This is a genomic window from Pseudomonas nitroreducens, assembly GCF_024170165.1.
GTDB classification, from domain to species: Bacteria; Pseudomonadota; Gammaproteobacteria; order Pseudomonadales; family Pseudomonadaceae; genus Pseudomonas; species Pseudomonas nitroreducens_C.
Genome location: NZ_JALJXP010000005.1, coordinates 151951 through 167454 on the forward strand (window position 1 = coordinate 151951; position 15504 = coordinate 167454).

Below are 15504 nucleotides of genomic sequence, written 5' to 3' on the forward strand. Positions count from 1 at the left end.
GCCTGTGAGACTGTTCAGTCGACTGCTCGCCGCTCTGCTGCTGATCGCGGCCGGCACGGCCCAGGCGCAGGACCCGACGCAACTGCGCATCGGCTACCAGAAGGCCTCGGTCAGCCTGGTGCTGGCCAAGGAGCACGGCCTGCTGGAGAAGCGCTTCCCGCAGACGCAGATCCAGTGGATCGAATTCCCCGCCGGGCCACAAATGCTCGAAGCGTTGAACGTGGGCAGCCTGGATATCGGCTCCACCGGCGACATCCCGCCGATCTTCGCCCAGGCCGCCGGCGCCGACCTGCTCTACGTCGGTGTCGAACCGCCCAAGCCGCAGGCCGAAACCGTAGTGGTGCCCAAGGGCAGCCCGATCCACAGCGTGGCTGAACTCAAAGGCAAGCGCGTGGCCTTCCAGAAGGGCTCCAGCTCGCACAACCTGCTGCTGCGCCTGCTGCAGAAGGAAGGCCTGAGCCTCAAGGACATCCATCCGCTGTACCTGACGCCGGCTGACGCCCGCGCCGCGTTCGAGAGCGGCCGGGTGGATGCCTGGGCGATCTGGGACCCGTGGTACTCGGCGCTGCTGCTGGATGGTCATGCACGCTTGCTCGCTGACGGCTCGGCGGTCGGGCTGAGCGGGCCGTTCTACCTGTCCAGCCGGGAATACGCAGGCGCCAACCCAGCGTTCATTCAACAGGTACTGGGCGCCCTCAACGACGCGGAAGCCCTGACCCGCAGCGACGAGCCCGGCAGTGTGGCAATCATGGCGCGGATCACCGGGCTGGCTCCCGCGGTGATCGAGGAAACCTTCAGGCACCGTCCGGCCTCGCCCATTCAGCCTGTCGGTGAGGCGGACATTGCCGCGCAACAGCGCACCGCCGACCTGTTCCTCGCCGAGCGCATCCTGCCGCGCGCCGTGGATATCAGCGCGGCGCGCTGGAATCCCTGACCTGGGGTGCCGGGACTACGTCCGCGGTTCGCGGGCATGGCCCGCTCCTACAGGGGCTCCTTCCAGGCTCAGATAGCGGTCCTGAACCCATAGGAGCGGATTGCGTCCGCGATGTTTCCGGGCGGCGCGGAGGCCCTCAGTACTCGTCGTGCCGACGCCACCACATGCTTTGCTCATTGCGCCCCAGCGGTGCGCGGTCGAGCCACTGGAACAGGCCCCACAGCGAGTCCAGCCCGCGGGCGTAGGTGGAGTAGCAGTGATAGATGTGCTCGCCCTCACGAATGAAGCTGCTCATTCCCGGCAGATCGCGGGTGAAGGTCGCCACATCGGTGCCGCAGCAGGCGGCAGTTGCGACCACAGGTTCCGGCGCCGGACCCGCGGCGGGGCCTTCGCGGCGGAAGTTGTAGTCAACCTCCCCGCCACGCTGCTGCGCCTGGGTGAAGGACACGTTGAAGTCATAGTTGAAACCACTGCCGTGGGACGACGCCCAGGGGAAGCTCCAGCCCATGCGCAGGCGATAGGCCAGCAACTTTTCCAATGGCGCGCGCGATACCGCTACCAGGCTTACGTCGTGGTTCGCCAGGTGGGTCGCATAGCCGTCGAAACCATCGGCGATGTTCGAGCACGACGGACAGCCGGCTCGGTAGTCCGGGCCGAACATGAAGTGGTAGACCAGCAGTTGCGAACGGCCGGCAAACAGGTCGGCGAGCCTCGCCGGACCCTGCTCGGTGTCGAAGCGGTAGTCCTTGTCGATCAGCACCCAGGGCAGCGCCTGGCGTTGGCGCGCCAGTTCGTCGCTGCGCCGGGTCAGGGCCTTTTCCTCGGCCAGCAGGTCCAGGCGCGCAGCCAGCCACTCTTCGCGGGTCGCGGTGGGATGGGCAGTCATGGCAGTTCTCCTCCGCCAGCGGCGGCTCGGTGGGCATGGCTTAGACTAGGCAGCGGGCCGAGTTCGACGGGAGTGACAAAGGTGGCGGGATTTCCATGGATTCGCTGATCACGGCGGCAGCCGGCGCGCTCGCCGCAGGCGATCCGCTGGGCGCGCTGAACCGCGTGGCGCTGCGCGAAGACCCGCCGGCACTGGCCCTGCGCGGCATCGCTATGGCCCAGCTGGGCGATTTTCTCCGCGCCCGCGCCCTGCTGCGCCGCGCCGCCCGCGCCTTCGGCGCCCATGAGCCGATGGAGCGCGCCCGCTGCCGGGTGGCCGAGGCGGAAGTGGCGCTGGCCAGCCGCGAGCTGAACTGGCCGACTACACCGCTGGAGCAGGCCGTGCAGACGCTGCAGAACCATGGCGATGCGAACAACGCCGCCCACGCCCGCTACCTGCTGATCCGCCGCGCACTGCTGATCGGCCAGCTCGACCAGGCCCATGCCGCACTCGGCGAATTGCAGCCGACATCGCTGCCGGCGCCGTTGCGCGCGGTTCACTGGCTGATTGCGGCCGGCATCGCCGTCCGCCGACTGCACGCCGGTGAGGCCCGGACAGCACTGCGCAAGGCCGCCGAAGCCGCTTCGGTCGCGGGCATTCCGGCCCTGCGTGCAGAGGTCGATCAGGCAACGCACGCGCTCGAAGCGCCGGCCGCCCGGAGAACCGACCGCCAGCTCGCGCACCTGCTGTCACTGGATGACGTGGAGACGCTGCTGGGCTCCGATGCCCTGGTAGTGGACGCCTGCCGCAACCGCATCGGCGATCTCTCACTGGGCAGTCGTCCGGTGCTCTTTGCCCTGGCACGCACCCTGGCCGAAGCCTGGCCGGGCGACGTGTCGCGCACCGAGCTGATCGGCCGGGTGTTCCGCACCCGCCACCCGGATGAAACCCACCGCGCACGTCTGCGAGTGGAGATCGGCCGCCTGCGCCGTCTGCTGCAGCCCATGGCGGGCATCGAGGCAACGTCCCGTGGTTATCGGCTGGTGGCCGCCAATCCGGTAGTCCTTGCGCCGCCCCTGGAGGACGCCAACGCTGAGGTGCTGGCGCTGCTCAGCGATGGCCAGGCCTGGTCCAGCTCAGCCCTGGCGCTGGCGCTGGATACCAGCCAGCGCAGCGTGCAGCGCGCCCTTGAAGCGCTGGCCGAAGCCGGTCGGGTGCAGGCACTGGGACAGGGCCGCTCGCGTCGCTGGACGCTGCCGCCGGTGCCGGGATTCGCGACGACCTTGTTACTCCCCGCGCCCTTCGGTGCCTGAATAGGCTGAAGGCTCCAACCACCAAGTGCAGGGCAATACCATGACCAGCTACAAGCAATCCCCCGCCGAAGTGCTCCAGGAATACGGCCCCTTCCCTGAGGTGAAGACCGTCGCCGGGGTGACCTGGGACGGTCAGCGCGTCTGGATCGCCACCGGCGAGCAACTGCAGCAGCTCGACCCGCAGAGCGGCCGACTGGAGACAGCCATCGCGGTCCCGGCCCACGCCGGCACGGCCTTCGACGGCAAGCACCTGTACCAGATCGGCGAAAGCATCATCCAGAAGATCGACCCGGCCAGCGGCAAGGTGCTCTCGACCATCCCCGCGCCGGGCAACGGTGGCGACTCCGGCATGGCCTGGGCGGAAGGCTCACTCTGGGTCGGCGAGTACCGCGCCAGGAAAATTCATCAGGTCGATCCGGAAACCGGTGAAGTCTTGCGTACGATTGATTCAAATCGTTTCGTCACTGGGGTGACCTGGGTCGAAGGCCAACTCTGGCATGGCACCTGGGAACCGGAATCGACCTACAGCGAGCTACGCCGCATCGACCCGCAGTCCGGCGCAGTTCTGCAGCAGCTGGACATGCCCGAAGGCGTGCACGTTTCCGGCCTGGAGGCCGATGGCGGCGAGCGTTTCTACTGCGGCGGCGGCAACAGCGGCAAGGTCCGCGCAGTACGCCGGCCGCGCTAAGGGCATCGATCTGGGCTAGTGTGGGCACCTCACTGGAGATGGCCGCACTGGCCCGGAGACCGAGCATGGATTGGCTGGAACACCGTATTCCCCCACCCCTGGTGGCAATCATCACCGCCGTGCTGATGTGGCTGGCGGTGCGCCCGATCGATCCACTGGGCAACCGGCTGTGGCTGGCCCTGCTGGTGGTGCTGGCCGGTGTCGCAGTCTGTCTGGCGGGCGTAGCGTCATTTCGCCGCGCGCACACCACGGTCAACCCGCTGAAGCCGGAGTCCGCCTCGTCGCTGGTGGTCGCCGGTATCTACCGGCACACGCGCAACCCGATGTACCTGGGCTTTGCCATCATCCTGCTGGGTTGGTGCGTGTTCCTCGGTTCGGCCCTGGCGGTGCTCGGCGTGGCGGCCTTCGTACTGTACATCGGGCGCTTCCAGATTCGCCCGGAAGAACGGGCGCTGCGCGAGCTGTTCGGTGCGGAGTTCGAGGCTTTCTGCGGTCGGGTGCGGCGCTGGGTCTGAGGCCATTTCTGACAGATGCTTGGCAGATCGCCATTGCCTTCTGACAGACAGGGATGCGATATTTGCAAATGGTAAATATTCGCATCAAGGCCTGCCGTGTCCCCTTCGCTCTTGCTGGTGGAAGACGACTCCCGTCTTCGCCTGGACCTCGAACGTCATTTCTGTCAGCGCGGATTTGCCGTCACTACCTGCGCGAACGGTGACCAGGGCCTGGTGGCCGTCCACCAGAACGACTTCGACCTGGTGCTGCTGGACATCATGCTGCCCGGCGTCGATGGCCTGTCACTGCTCGACGACCTGCGTCGCGAGCGCTCCACGCCGGTGATGCTGATGTCCGCCCTGGGGGCGGAACAGGACCGCATCACCGGCTTCACCCGTGGCGCCGACGACTACCTGCCAAAGCCCTTCAGCCTGGCGGAGCTGGATGCACGCATCGATGCGCTGCTGCGCCGGGTCGATCTGGATCGCGCCCGCACACTGCCACCTGCGCCACAGCGCAGCAGCATCCTGCAGTTCGACGATGAGCTGCAGGACGTTTCCCGCGACGGTGAACACGCAGGCCTTACTCATTCCGAGTACCGCCTGCTGTCGACCCTGAACGCCCACGCCGGCGAAGCGCTGAGCAAGAGTTTCCTCTACCAGAGCGTGCTGCACCGTGCCTACACGCGGCTCGACCGCGGGCTGGACGTACATGTCTGCAACCTGCGCCGCAAGCTGGCGGCCATCGGTGCGCAGCAGGTGCAGATCCAGGCCGTGCGCGGTCAGGGTTACATTCTGGTAGACGCGGAACGCCACTGATGCGCCGTCACCCGCTGCTGTGGAAGATCGCCGCACTGCAGGTCGGCTTCTGCCTGCTGCTGACCTGGCTGATCTGGACCTGGGGCCTGTCGCTGGAGCGCAGCACCTACTTCCTCGGCACCGAGGACCGCGACTACCTGGCACGCTACGCCGAACAGGCGGAAATGATCTGGGAGCAACAGGGCGCCGAGGGCGTGGAGCGCTTCCGCCAGCAGCTGTCCGCCGCCGAGGACACCTGGGTTGCGGTGATCGGCCCGCACCTGCAGAGCCTGGGCACCACGCCGCTGACCGCTGAAGAGTCCAGCCACCTGACCTTCATGCGCATGCTGCACTGGCCGATGAGCCGGCGCCTGCAGGACGAGCTGCCCTACGTCAGCATCGAGTTCCCCCGTCATCCCGAGCACGGCCGGCTGGTCATGCAGCTGCCCGAGCGCCTGCTGCCCAGCGGCCTGACGCCCTGGACGCACCTGTTCAGCCACGGCGTGGTGCCGACCCTGCTGGCTGCCCTCCTCGGCCTGCTGATCTATCGCCACCTGGTGCTGCCGCTCAATCGCCTGCGCGCCCGTGCCGACGCCCTGCGGGCGGACGACCTGGACAGCGAAGGCCCCGGCACAGCACTGGCCCACCGCCGCGACGAACTGGGCGAGCTGGCGCTGGCCTTCGACCACATGGCCGATCGCCTGCGCCACAGCCTGGCGCAGCAGCGCCTGCTGCTGCGCACGCTGTCCCATGAGTTGCGCACTCCGCTGGCACGCCTGCGCATTGCCCATGACAGCGATCTGCCGGCGGACCAGTTGCGGCAACGCCTGGACCGCGAGATCCAGGACATGCAGCGCCTGCTCGAAGACACCCTCGACCTCGCCTGGATGGACACCGAGCGGCCGCGGCTGGAGCGCGAGCCGGTGCTGGTGCTGTCGGTCTGGGAAGCGCTGCGCGAGGACGCCTGCTTCGAAAGCGGCTGGGGGCCCGAACGGCTGCCCTGCTCTCTGGGCACCGATTGCGTGGTGCAGGTGCATCTGGACAGCTTCGCCCAGGCCATCGAGAACCTGCTGCGCAACGGCATCCGCCACTCCCCGCGCGGCGGCAGCGTGCGCCTGGACGGCTGGCGCGAAGGCGCGTTCTGGCACCTGTGCGTCAGCGACGACGGTCCCGGTGTCGCCGAGCAGGACCTCGAACGCATCTTCCAGCCCTACCAGCGGCTGCAGCCGTCCGAGTCCAGCGGCTTCGGCCTCGGCCTGGCCATCGCGCGGCGCGGTGTCGAGCTGGCCGATGGGCGCTTGTGGGCCGAGAACGGCAGCCGTGATGGCAACGCCGGTCTCTGTCTGCACCTGCTGCTACCCGCCGCAATTCCAGGAAACGTTGCCCAACAAAACGTCGCAAGTGTTTAGAAAGTTAATGCGCTTTACTAGCAAATAGCAGTCATTATCATTTGTGATCTCTTAGTAATCGTCCTCCTTCGGAGATCACCGATGTCGTCCCGTCCGATGCAGTTCCTTCCGCCCTTCCTGCTGCTTTCCAGCTGCCTGCTGTCCTTCGCCGTACAGGCCGCCAGCGCCGATTCCGATGTCGTCGAGTTCGACAGCGAAACCATCGTCGCCACCGCCGCCGAGGAAGCCAAGCAGATGCCGGGCGTGTCGATCATCACCGCCGAGGACATCAAGAAGCGCCCGCCGGCCAGCGACCTGTCGCAGATCATCCGCACCATGCCGGGCGTCAACCTGACCGGCAACTCCACCAGTGGCCAGCGCGGCAACAACCGGCAGATCGACATCCGCGGCATGGGCCCGGAGAACACCATGATCCTGGTGGACGGCAAGCCGGTTTCCAGCCGCAACGCCGTGCGCTACGGCTGGCGCGGCGAGCGTGATTCGCGCGGCGACACCAACTGGGTGCCGGCTGACCAGGTGGAGCGCATCGAAGTGCTGCGCGGCCCGGCGGCGGCGCGCTACGGCAACGGTGCAGCAGGCGGCGTGGTGAACATCATCACCAAGCAGGCCGGCAAGGAAACCCACGGCGACGTCACCGTCTACAGCAACTTCCCGCAGCACAGCGACGAAGGCGCCACCCAGCGCATGACCTTCGGCCTCAACGGCCCGCTGACCGACACCCTGAGCTACCGCGTCTACGGCAACGTCGCCAAGACCGACTCGGACGACTGGGACATCAACGCCGGCCACGAATCCAACCGCACCGGCAACCAGGTCGGCACCCTCCCCGCCGGCCGCGAAGGCGTGCGCAACAAGGACGTCAACGGCCTGCTCAGCTGGCACCTGACGCCCGAGCAGACGCTGGACTTCGAAGCCGGCTTCAGCCGCCAGGGCAACATCTACACAGGCGATACGCAGAACACCAACAGCAACGCCAACGTGAAGTCCATGCTCGGTCACGAGACCAACCGCATGTACCGCGAGAACTACTCGGTCACCCATCGCGGCGACTGGGACTTCGGCAGCTCCATGGCCTACCTGCAGTACGAGAAGACCCGCAACAGCCGCATCAACGAAGGCCTGGCCGGCGGCACCGAGGGCATCTTCAGCAACACCGATTTCTACACCGCCACCCTGCGCGACCTCACCGCCCACGGCGAAGTGAACCTGCCGCTGCATGCCTGGCGCGACCAGACCCTGACCCTGGGCAGCGAATGGGTGCAGCAGAAGCTCGACGACCCCAGCGCCAACACCCAGACCACCAGCGAAGGCGGCTCGGTACCGGGGCTGACCAGCAGCAACCGCGACACCACCTCCCAGGCGCAGATCTTCTCGCTGTTCGCCGAGGACAACATCGAACTGCTGCCCGGCACCATGCTCACCCCGGGCCTGCGCTGGGACCACCACAGTATCGTCGGCGACAATTTCAGCCCGTCGCTGAACCTGTCCCACGCGCTGACCGACACCGTCACCCTGAAGGCCGGCATCGCCCGCGCCTACAAGGCGCCGAACCTGTACCAGCTGAACCCTGACTACCTGCTCTACAGCCGCGGCCAGGGCTGCTATGGCCAGAGCACCAGCTGCTACCTGCAGGGCAACGAGGACCTCAAGGCGGAAACCAGCGTCAACAAGGAACTGGGCATCGAGTTCCAGAAGGACGGCCTGATCGCCGGCCTGACCTACTTCCGCAACGACTACAAGAACAAGATCGAGTCGGGCCTGTCGCCCATCGATCAGGCCAGCGGCGGCACCGGCAGCTACGCCAACGCGGCGATCTACCAGTGGGAAAACGTGCCCAAGGCGCTGGTCGAGGGCCTGGAAGGCACCCTGACCATTCCGCTGATGGAACAGCTGAAGTGGAGCAACAACTTCACCTACATGCTGCAGTCGAAGAACAAGGAAACCGGCGACGTACTCTCGGTAACGCCGAAGTACACCCTGAACTCCATGCTCGACTGGCAGGCCACCGACGCGCTGTCGCTGCAGGCCAGCGTCGCCTGGTACGGCAAGCAGACGCCGAAGAAGTACGACTACCACGGCGACCGCGTTACCGGTAGCGCCAACAACCAGCTCTCGCCCTACGCCATCGCCGGGCTGAGCGGCACCTACGTGTTCACCAAGAACCTGAGCTTCACCGCCGGGGTGGACAACGTCTTCGACAAGCGCCTGTTCCGCGAGGGCAATGCCCAGGGCGTGAACGGCATCGAAGGCGCCGGCGCCGCCACCTACAACGAACCCGGCCGCACGCTGTACACCAGCCTCACCGCGTCCTTCTGATTAGAGAAAAAGCCTGATGAGACTTCGCCTCCTGGCCCTGGCACTGGCGTTCGCCGTGCCGGGGCTGGCAGCGCACGCCGCGCCTGCCCCCGACCAGAAAATGGACACCCACCTGCTGCAGCGCAGCGACCTGGCTTACCGCTTCAGCGAACTGAAGCTGGATTCCGCCGACGGCCAGCGCCACTACCAGCTGTGGATCGCCCGCCCGAACCACCCTGCCCCCGCCGCCGGTTACCCGGTGGTGTGGATGCTCGACGGCAATGCCGCCATCGGTGCGCTGGACGAAAAGCTGCTGACCGAGCTGAACGACGGCAAGACTCCACTGCTGGTTGCCGTGGGCTACCAGACGCCGCTGCGCATCGACCGCAGCGGCCGCACCCGCGACTACACCCCGCCCCGGCCGCAGTTGGCCGAGCAGAAGGACCCGCTCACCGGCGACCCCAGCGGCGGCGCCGACGCCTTCCTCGACCTGATGCGTGACCGGATGCTGCCGGCCGTGGCCGCGCAAGCGCCCATCGACCGCGCGCAGCAGACACTCTGGGGTCATTCCTACGGCGGTCTGCTGACCCTCCACGCGCTACTCACCCGGCCGCAGCAGTTCAGCTTCTACGCCCCGGCGAGTCCTTCGCTGTGGTGGGGCGACGGCGCCATCCTCAAGGAGCAGGAAGGCTTCGCCCAGCGCCTGGCTGGGCATTCCGCGCAACTGCTGCTGATGCGTGGCGGCGAGGAACCCTTCCGGCCGCGTGAGGACATCACCCCCAGCGCGCCCCGCGCCGCCCAGCAACTGGTGGACGACCTCGCCCAGGTGCCCGGCATGCAGGCGCAGTTCCATGCCTTCGACGGCATGAGTCATGGGCAGACGCTGGCCGCTTCGCTGAAGTACCTGTTGCGGCTGCGCTTCGTGGACTGATACGCCAGGACGCACCCATCCTGCGTACCCGGCTTTGTTCGCGAGCAAGCTCGCTCCTACAAGTTCAGCCTCGGCTTCGGGCGCCCTTCGTAGGAGCGAGCTTGCTCGCGAACCCACCCAACGCCGCCCCTGCAGGTGTACACCGTCGTCAGACCGATGCGGCAATCCGCTCGCGCAACCAGCGATGCGCCGGGTCACGGTGCGAGCGTTCGTCCCAGAGCATCGACATCTCGTACCCCGGCACCTGTACCGGCGCCTCCACCACCCGCAACGCCGGGTTATCCCGCACCAGCCGCGCCGGCACCATGGCTACCAGGTCACTGCTGGCCAGCGCCGAGATGACGAAGAGAAAGTGCGGCACCGACAGCGCCACGCGCCGGCTCAGGCCAACTTCTGCCAGCGTCTCGTCGGTCACCCCGCTGAAACCACCGCCATCGGGCGACACCATCACATGTTCCAGCTGGCAGAACTGCGCCAGAGTCGGCTTGCGCTTGAGCTTCGGGTGCCCGGCGCGACCGGCCAGCACGTAGCGTTCACTGAACAATGTTCGGCGGCGCATGCCCGGCGGGCTGCCGCCGCTGGTGTGGAAGGCCAGGTCGATCTCGCCCTGCTCCGCCTGCCGGGCGATGCGCGGCGGCGACAGCTCCAGCAGCGCCAGACGGGTGCCCGGCGCACTGCCCCGAATGGCGCTCAGGGCCGGCAGCAGGATGGTGGATTCGCCATAGTCCGTCGCCGCGATGCGCCAGGTGTTGTCGGCCTGGGCCGGGTCGAACGGTGCGGACGGCGCCACCGCCTGCTCCAGTGCTTCCAGGGCGATGCGCAAGGGTTCGCGCAGGGACTCAGCCCGCGCCGTCGGGCGCATGCCGCGCGGGCCGGGCAGCAGCAGCGGGTCGTCGAAGATGTCGCGAAGCTTCGCCAGGTGCACGCTCACCGACGGCTGCGAGAAGTTCAGTCGCTCGGCCGCGCGGGTCACGTTGTGCTCGGCGAGCAGCACATCCAGGGTTACCAGCAGGTTGAGGTCGAGCCTGCGCAGATTATTCATTCGTATACCTGGGATTTAAGATATTCATTTCAACTATACCTGCGGCAATCGCATCCTGCGCGCACCCCACCGCTCACAGGAGAGCCGCCATGAAGGTACTGATCGTCTACGCCCACCCGGAACCGCGCTCGCTCAATGGTTCGCTGAAGGATTTCGCCGTGCGCCGCCTGCAGGCAGCCGGCCATGAAGTGCAGGTCTCCGACCTCTATGCGATGAATTGGAAAGCCGCGCTGGACGCCTCCGACAGCCTCGACCGCGACCCCGAGGCGCGCTTCGATCCGTCCCAGGACTCCAGGCGCGCCTACGCCGCTGGCCGGCAGAGCAGCGATATCGCCGCCGAGCAGGAAAAGCTGCGCTGGGCCGACACGGTGATCCTGCAATTCCCGCTGTGGTGGTTCAGCATGCCGGCGATCCTCAAGGGCTGGTTCGAACGGGTCTATGCCTACGGCTTCGCCTATGGCGTCGGCGAACACTCCGATGCCCGCTGGGGCGACCGCTACGGCGAAGGCAACCTCGCCGGCAAACGCGCCATGCTGGTGGTCACCACCGGCGGCTGGGAATCGCACTACAGCGCCCGCGGCATCAACGGGCCGATCGATGACCTGCTGTTCCCGATCCACCACGGCGTACTGCACTACCCCGGCTTCGATGTGCTGCCGCCCTACCTGATCTACCGCACCAGCCGCGTCGATGCGGATCGTTACGCACAGATCGAACGGGAACTCGGCGAGCGCCTGGACACACTGCAGACCACCCCGCCCATCCCCTTCCGCCGGCAGAATGGCGGGGATTACGACATCCCCGCGCTGACCCTGCGCGAGGAGATCGAGCCGCATGCGAGCGGTTTCAAGGCACACCTGAACTGACCTGCCAGCGCCCTGCCTGCCGCTGCAAACCGGTGCAGGCTCCTTTCAAGGCAAGGCTCTGAGGCGCGCATTTCCTGCGCCCGGAGCCCTGTCCGCAGCGCCCCGAAAGGGTGCGCAATGCACCACCAGAGAACTATTTGATTCAATAAAATTAGATATTGAACTATTTGATTTACAGGCTTACCCTCGACGACAGATTCCCCAGACGGGATCGCCAGCTTCTTCAGAACAGGCCGCTTCAAAAGCGGCCTCTGTACAACAAGAACGAGGGGAGCAGCAATGAAAGCAAAGGTTGTAGCAGGATTCGCCCTGGCGGCAGCATTCGCCGCCGGAGCCGGCAGCGCCTGGTCCGCTGACTGGACGGTCGGCGCCAACGTCGGCAACGTGCCCTGGGAGTTCCAGGACGCCAAGGGCGACATCGTCGGCTTTGAAGTGGACGTGGTCCGCGAGGCCGCCAGGCGCGCCGGGAAGACCGTCGAGTTCGTCAACATTCCTTTCAATGGCCTGTTCAGCGCCGTGCAATCGCAGCGCGCGGACCTGGCCATTTCCTCCATCACCATCACCCCCAAGCGCCTGGAATCGGTCGGCTTCGCCCAGCCGTACTACGACAGCGACCAGTCCCTGTCGGTGCTCAAGTCCTCCTCGATCAAGAGCCTGGACGACCTCTCCGGCAAGGTGGTCGGCGTCGATACCGGCTCCACCGGCGACATGTGGGTCGGCCAGCACAGCGCGCAGTACAAGATCGGCGACGTGTCGCGCTACGAAGGGCTGTCCCCGGCCATGCTCGACCTCGCCTCCGGGCGTATCGACGGCTATATCAGCGATATCCCCGCGGTGCTCTATTACATCAAGGACAAGCCGCAGTACGCCGTGGTCGCGCACATCCCCACCGGGGAGCGCTACGCCATCATGCACGCGAAGAACTGGCCGGCCTCGGCGCAACTGAACGACATCATCAGCGCCATGAAACAGGACGGCTACATCGCCGGCCTGCACAAGAAGTGGTTCGGCGCCGATGCAACCGCCGGCTCCAGCACCCTGGAAGTAGTCGACGCACCGCACTGAAACCATCCCAGCCACGCGGCGGCCTGCAGCGGCGCCGCTTCGCTCAGGCCGCTTCGTTTAGGAAGTCCCGATGGAACTGCTACATACCTTCTTCAACTGGAACGTCTTCGTCGACGCCCTGCCGGTGATGCTGCGCGGGCTCGGCGTGACCATCATGCTCGGCATCGTCAGCATCGTGCTGGGTCTGGTCGGCGGGCTGGCGCTGGCGATGATCCGCCTGTACGCCCTGGCTCCCCTGCGTGCCCTGGCGCGTTTCTACATCGACGTACTTCGCTCGATCCCGCTGCTGGTGCTGCTGGTGCTGATCTACTACGCACTGCCGTTCATGGGCATTCGCCTGTCGTCCTTCGCGGCGGCGACCATGGCGCTGTCGATGGTCTCCTGCGCCTATGCCGCGGAAATCTTCCGCTCCGGCATCGAGGCCATCCCGCGGGGCCAGTTCGAGGCCGCCGCATCGCAGGGCATGAGCTTCTTCCACACCATGCGCGACGTGATCCTGCCGCAGGCCATGCGCATCGTCATGCCGCCGATGACCAGCAACTGCATCAACGTGATGAAGGACACCGCCCTGGCCTCGGTCGTGGCGATGCCCGACCTGCTCAAGCAGGCGACCCAGGCGCAGGCGCTGGCGGCGAACCCGACGCCACTGGTCGGCGCAGCCGTCATGTACCTGCTGCTGTTGCTGCCCCTGGTGCAGATGGTGAGCTGGATCGAGCAACGCAATCACAGCCGGAGCAAAACCGCATGAAGCCGATCATCCAGGTCCAGCGCATGTCCAAGCACTACGGTGATTTCCAGGCCCTGCACGGCATCGACCTCGACGTCGTCGAAGGCGAGGTGGTAGTCATCCTCGGTCCTTCCGGCTCGGGCAAGTCCACCCTGATCCGCTGCATCAACCTGCTGGAGAACTACCAGCAAGGTGACATCCTGGTGGCCGGCGAGCGTGTCGAGAACGGCCCGCGCCTGGCGCATATCCGCAGCGAAGTGGGCATGGTGTTCCAGGGCTTCAACCTCTATCCGCACCTGAGCGTGCTGGACAACGTGGCCCTGGCGCCGATCCGCGTACGGAAGATGTCACGCCGCGACGCCCAGGCCCGCGCCCAGGTGCTGCTGGAAAAGGTCGGCATGGCCAGCCATGCGCACAAGCTGCCCGGACAGCTCTCCGGCGGCCAGCAACAGCGCGTGGCGATTGCCCGCACCATGGCCATGGAGCCCAAGGTCATCCTCTTCGATGAACCCACCTCCGCGCTCGATCCGGAGATGGTCGGCGAAGTGCTGGACGTCATGCAGGCCCTGGCCCGCACCGGCGTGACCATGATCGTCGTCACCCACGAAATGGGCTTCGCCCGGCGCGTGGCCGACCGGGTGATCTTCATGGAAAGCGGACGCATCGTCGAAGAGAACCAGCCCGAGGCGTTCTTCACCCAGCCCCGTGAAGCACGAACCCAAGCCTTCCTGCAGGCCATCCTGCATCACTGAACAATGTCCCAGTGAACAATGCTCACCCAATAGGAGCACTGCCTTGAATCTGCCCCTTGCTTCCTGCCCAGCCGCACTCGACATGGACTACGTGCGGGCCCAGTTCCCCATGCTGGCCGACGGCTTCGCCTACCTCGACAACGCCGGTGGTTCGGCCGTGCTCGGTCGCGTGGCCGACCGGGTGCGCGACTACCTGCTCCACCACAGCGTGCAACTGGGCGCTTCCTACGGCGGCTCGGTGGATGCCGGCGCGCTCGTTCTGCAGGCGCGCCAGGCCGTCGCGCAGTTGATCAATGCCCGTCACCACGAAGAAGTGATCATGGGCGGCTCGACCACCCACCTGCTGCAGACGCTCTGCCGCGCGCTGGCGCCGAGCATCGGGCCCGGCGATGAAATCATCGTCACCAACAGCGACCACGAAGCCAATATCGGTCCCTGGGTGCGTCTGGCCGAAGATCGCGGCGCCACGCTGAAATTCTGGGAAGTCGACCGTGACAGCCGCGAGCTGGAACTGGCCGACCTGGACCAGTTGCTCAGCCCGCGCACCCGCTACGTCAGCATGACCCACGCCTCCAACATCCTCGGCAGCGTCAACCCGGTCGCCGAAGTCGCGCAGCGCGTCCACGCGGTCGGCGGCAAACTCTGCGTCGATGCCGTCGCCTACGCACCGCACCGCCTGGTGGATGTCCAGGCCAGTGCCGCGGACTATTACGTGTTCAGCTTCTACAAGGTCTTCGGCCCGCACTTTGCGGTGCTCTGGGGCCAGCGCGAAGCACTGCTGGAACTGCCGAGCCTGAACCACTTCTTCATCGGCCGCGAAGTGCTCCCCTACAAGCTGCAGCCGGGCAACCTCAACTACGAGCTGTCCCATGGCTGCGCCGGCATCAACGACTACCTGCTGGACATCGGTACTCGCCTCGGCGCCCAGGGCAATCCGCGGCAGATCATGCAGGCCGCCTTCGACGCCTTCGAACAGCAGGAAGATCGGGTTGCCGAACGCCTGCTGCAGTTCCTCCGCGACAAGCCCGGCGTGCGTATCATTGGCCAGGCGCAGGTGAAAGACCGCGCGCGCGTGCCTACCATCAGCTTCGTCGTCGACGGGCTGCTCTCGGAGAGTGTGGTGCAAGCCATGGACGAACAGCGTATCGGTATCCGTTTCGGCGATTTCTACGCCAGGCGCCTGATCGAGCATCTCGGACTGGCGAAGCATGGCGGAGTGGTGAGGGTATCCATCGCGCACTACAACACACTCGAGGAGATCGACCGCCTGGTCGAACACCTCGACGGCACGCTCGATCGCCTGCGCTGATCGACGCTCCCCTACC

The 15504-nt window shown here is 66.4% G+C and carries 15 protein-coding genes; 13 read left to right on the top strand and 2 right to left on the bottom strand.

Going from position 1 to position 15504, the window contains the following annotated elements:
• The first annotated feature begins 4 nt into the window (after nt 1–4).
• On the top strand, nt 5–934 hold the full coding sequence (locus J2T47_RS12015) for an aliphatic sulfonate ABC transporter substrate-binding protein (RefSeq protein WP_367399502.1): 930 nt from the start codon (nt 5–7) through the stop codon (nt 932–934).
• Between the two features lie 136 nt (nt 935–1070).
• On the opposite strand, the gene J2T47_RS12020 is transcribed toward J2T47_RS12015, so the two are convergent.
• A complete protein-coding gene (locus tag J2T47_RS12020) occupies nt 1071–1820 on the bottom strand; it encodes a DUF899 domain-containing protein (RefSeq protein ID WP_253446548.1) in 750 nt (249 codons plus the stop codon).
• A 95-nt stretch (nt 1821–1915) separates the two neighbouring features.
• Between J2T47_RS12020 and J2T47_RS12025 the strand changes: the two genes are divergently transcribed.
• The 7 genes from J2T47_RS12025 to J2T47_RS12055 all read left to right on the top strand — a co-directional run bounded on the left by J2T47_RS12025 (nt 1916) and on the right by J2T47_RS12055 (nt 9727).
• Nucleotides 1916–3112: a helix-turn-helix domain-containing protein gene (locus J2T47_RS12025; protein WP_253446551.1), complete on the top strand. Its 1197-nt coding sequence runs from the start codon at nt 1916–1918 to the stop codon at nt 3110–3112.
• A 40-nt stretch (nt 3113–3152) separates the two neighbouring features.
• Nucleotides 3153–3800, top strand: coding sequence for a Vgb family protein (locus tag J2T47_RS12030; RefSeq protein ID WP_253446554.1), 648 nt, complete (start codon nt 3153–3155; stop codon nt 3798–3800).
• 65 nt (nt 3801–3865) lie between these two features.
• Nucleotides 3866–4315, top strand: coding sequence for a methyltransferase family protein (locus tag J2T47_RS12035; RefSeq protein WP_253446557.1), 450 nt, complete (start codon nt 3866–3868; stop codon nt 4313–4315).
• A 96-nt stretch (nt 4316–4411) separates the two neighbouring features.
• Nucleotides 4412–5113, top strand: coding sequence for a response regulator transcription factor (locus tag J2T47_RS12040; RefSeq protein ID WP_253446560.1), 702 nt, complete (start codon nt 4412–4414; stop codon nt 5111–5113).
• Nucleotides 5113–6501 (top strand): HAMP domain-containing sensor histidine kinase, encoded by a 1389-nt coding sequence (locus tag J2T47_RS12045; protein ID WP_253446563.1) that lies wholly within the window; start codon nt 5113–5115, stop codon nt 6499–6501. The genes J2T47_RS12040 and J2T47_RS12045 overlap by 1 nt, the downstream gene beginning before the upstream one ends.
• A 96-nt stretch (nt 6502–6597) precedes the next feature.
• Nucleotides 6598–8817: a TonB-dependent siderophore receptor gene (locus tag J2T47_RS12050; protein WP_437180978.1), complete on the top strand. Its 2220-nt coding sequence runs from the start codon at nt 6598–6600 to the stop codon at nt 8815–8817.
• A 16-nt stretch (nt 8818–8833) separates the two neighbouring features.
• Nucleotides 8834–9727, top strand: a complete 894-nt coding sequence (locus J2T47_RS12055; RefSeq protein WP_253446569.1) for an alpha/beta hydrolase — start codon at nt 8834–8836, stop codon at nt 9725–9727.
• A 148-nt stretch (nt 9728–9875) separates the two neighbouring features.
• Here the strand turns inward: J2T47_RS12055 and J2T47_RS12060 are convergent, their stop codons facing one another.
• On the bottom strand, nt 9876–10769 hold the full coding sequence (locus J2T47_RS12060) for a LysR family transcriptional regulator (RefSeq protein WP_253446572.1): 894 nt from the start codon (nt 10767–10769) through the stop codon (nt 9876–9878).
• Nucleotides 10770–10858: 89 nt separating this feature from the next.
• Between J2T47_RS12060 and J2T47_RS12065 the strand changes: the two genes are divergently transcribed.
• From J2T47_RS12065 to J2T47_RS12085, 5 genes are all read left to right on the top strand, one after another.
• Nucleotides 10859–11635, top strand: coding sequence for an NAD(P)H-dependent oxidoreductase (locus J2T47_RS12065; protein WP_253446575.1), 777 nt, complete (start codon nt 10859–10861; stop codon nt 11633–11635).
• 279 nt (nt 11636–11914) lie between these two features.
• A complete protein-coding gene (locus tag J2T47_RS12070; protein WP_253446578.1) occupies nt 11915–12700 on the top strand; it encodes a transporter substrate-binding domain-containing protein in 786 nt (261 codons plus the stop codon).
• 70 nt (nt 12701–12770) lie between these two features.
• Complete coding sequence (locus tag J2T47_RS12075) at nt 12771–13448, top strand: amino acid ABC transporter permease (protein ID WP_253446581.1); 678 nt, start codon at nt 12771–12773, stop codon at nt 13446–13448.
• The gene (locus J2T47_RS12080) at nt 13445–14179 is read left to right on the top strand and encodes an amino acid ABC transporter ATP-binding protein (RefSeq protein ID WP_301295494.1); all 735 of its coding nucleotides are present in this window, start codon (nt 13445–13447) and stop codon (nt 14177–14179) included. The genes J2T47_RS12075 and J2T47_RS12080 overlap by 4 nt, the downstream gene beginning before the upstream one ends.
• Before the next feature lie 43 nt (nt 14180–14222).
• Entirely contained in the window at nt 14223–15488 is a 1266-nt protein-coding gene (locus J2T47_RS12085) for a cysteine desulfurase-like protein (RefSeq protein WP_253446584.1), read from the top strand.
• The last annotated feature ends 16 nt before the right edge of the window (nt 15489–15504 follow it).

What these genes read in the sequence shown, in the direction of transcription:
- J2T47_RS12020 (WP_253446548.1), bottom strand. Translation starts at nt 1,820, where the DNA reads ATGACTGCCCATCCCACCGCGACCCGCGAAGAGTGGCTGGCTGCGCGC.
- J2T47_RS12025 (WP_253446551.1), top strand. Translation starts at nt 1,916, where the DNA reads ATGGATTCGCTGATCACGGCGGCAGCCGGCGCGCTCGCCGCAGGCGAT.
- J2T47_RS12030 (WP_253446554.1), top strand. Translation starts at nt 3,153, where the DNA reads ATGACCAGCTACAAGCAATCCCCCGCCGAAGTGCTCCAGGAATACGGC.
- J2T47_RS12035 (WP_253446557.1), top strand. Translation starts at nt 3,866, where the DNA reads ATGGATTGGCTGGAACACCGTATTCCCCCACCCCTGGTGGCAATCATC.
- J2T47_RS12045 (WP_253446563.1), top strand. Translation starts at nt 5,113, where the DNA reads ATGCGCCGTCACCCGCTGCTGTGGAAGATCGCCGCACTGCAGGTCGGC.
- J2T47_RS12050 (WP_437180978.1), top strand. Translation starts at nt 6,598, where the DNA reads ATGCAGTTCCTTCCGCCCTTCCTGCTGCTTTCCAGCTGCCTGCTGTCC.
- J2T47_RS12055 (WP_253446569.1), top strand. Translation starts at nt 8,834, where the DNA reads ATGAGACTTCGCCTCCTGGCCCTGGCACTGGCGTTCGCCGTGCCGGGG.
- J2T47_RS12060 (WP_253446572.1), bottom strand. Translation starts at nt 10,769, where the DNA reads ATGAATAATCTGCGCAGGCTCGACCTCAACCTGCTGGTAACCCTGGAT.
- J2T47_RS12065 (WP_253446575.1), top strand. Translation starts at nt 10,859, where the DNA reads ATGAAGGTACTGATCGTCTACGCCCACCCGGAACCGCGCTCGCTCAAT.
- J2T47_RS12070 (WP_253446578.1), top strand. Translation starts at nt 11,915, where the DNA reads ATGAAAGCAAAGGTTGTAGCAGGATTCGCCCTGGCGGCAGCATTCGCC.
- J2T47_RS12075 (WP_253446581.1), top strand. Translation starts at nt 12,771, where the DNA reads ATGGAACTGCTACATACCTTCTTCAACTGGAACGTCTTCGTCGACGCC.
- J2T47_RS12080 (WP_301295494.1), top strand. Translation starts at nt 13,445, where the DNA reads ATGAAGCCGATCATCCAGGTCCAGCGCATGTCCAAGCACTACGGTGAT.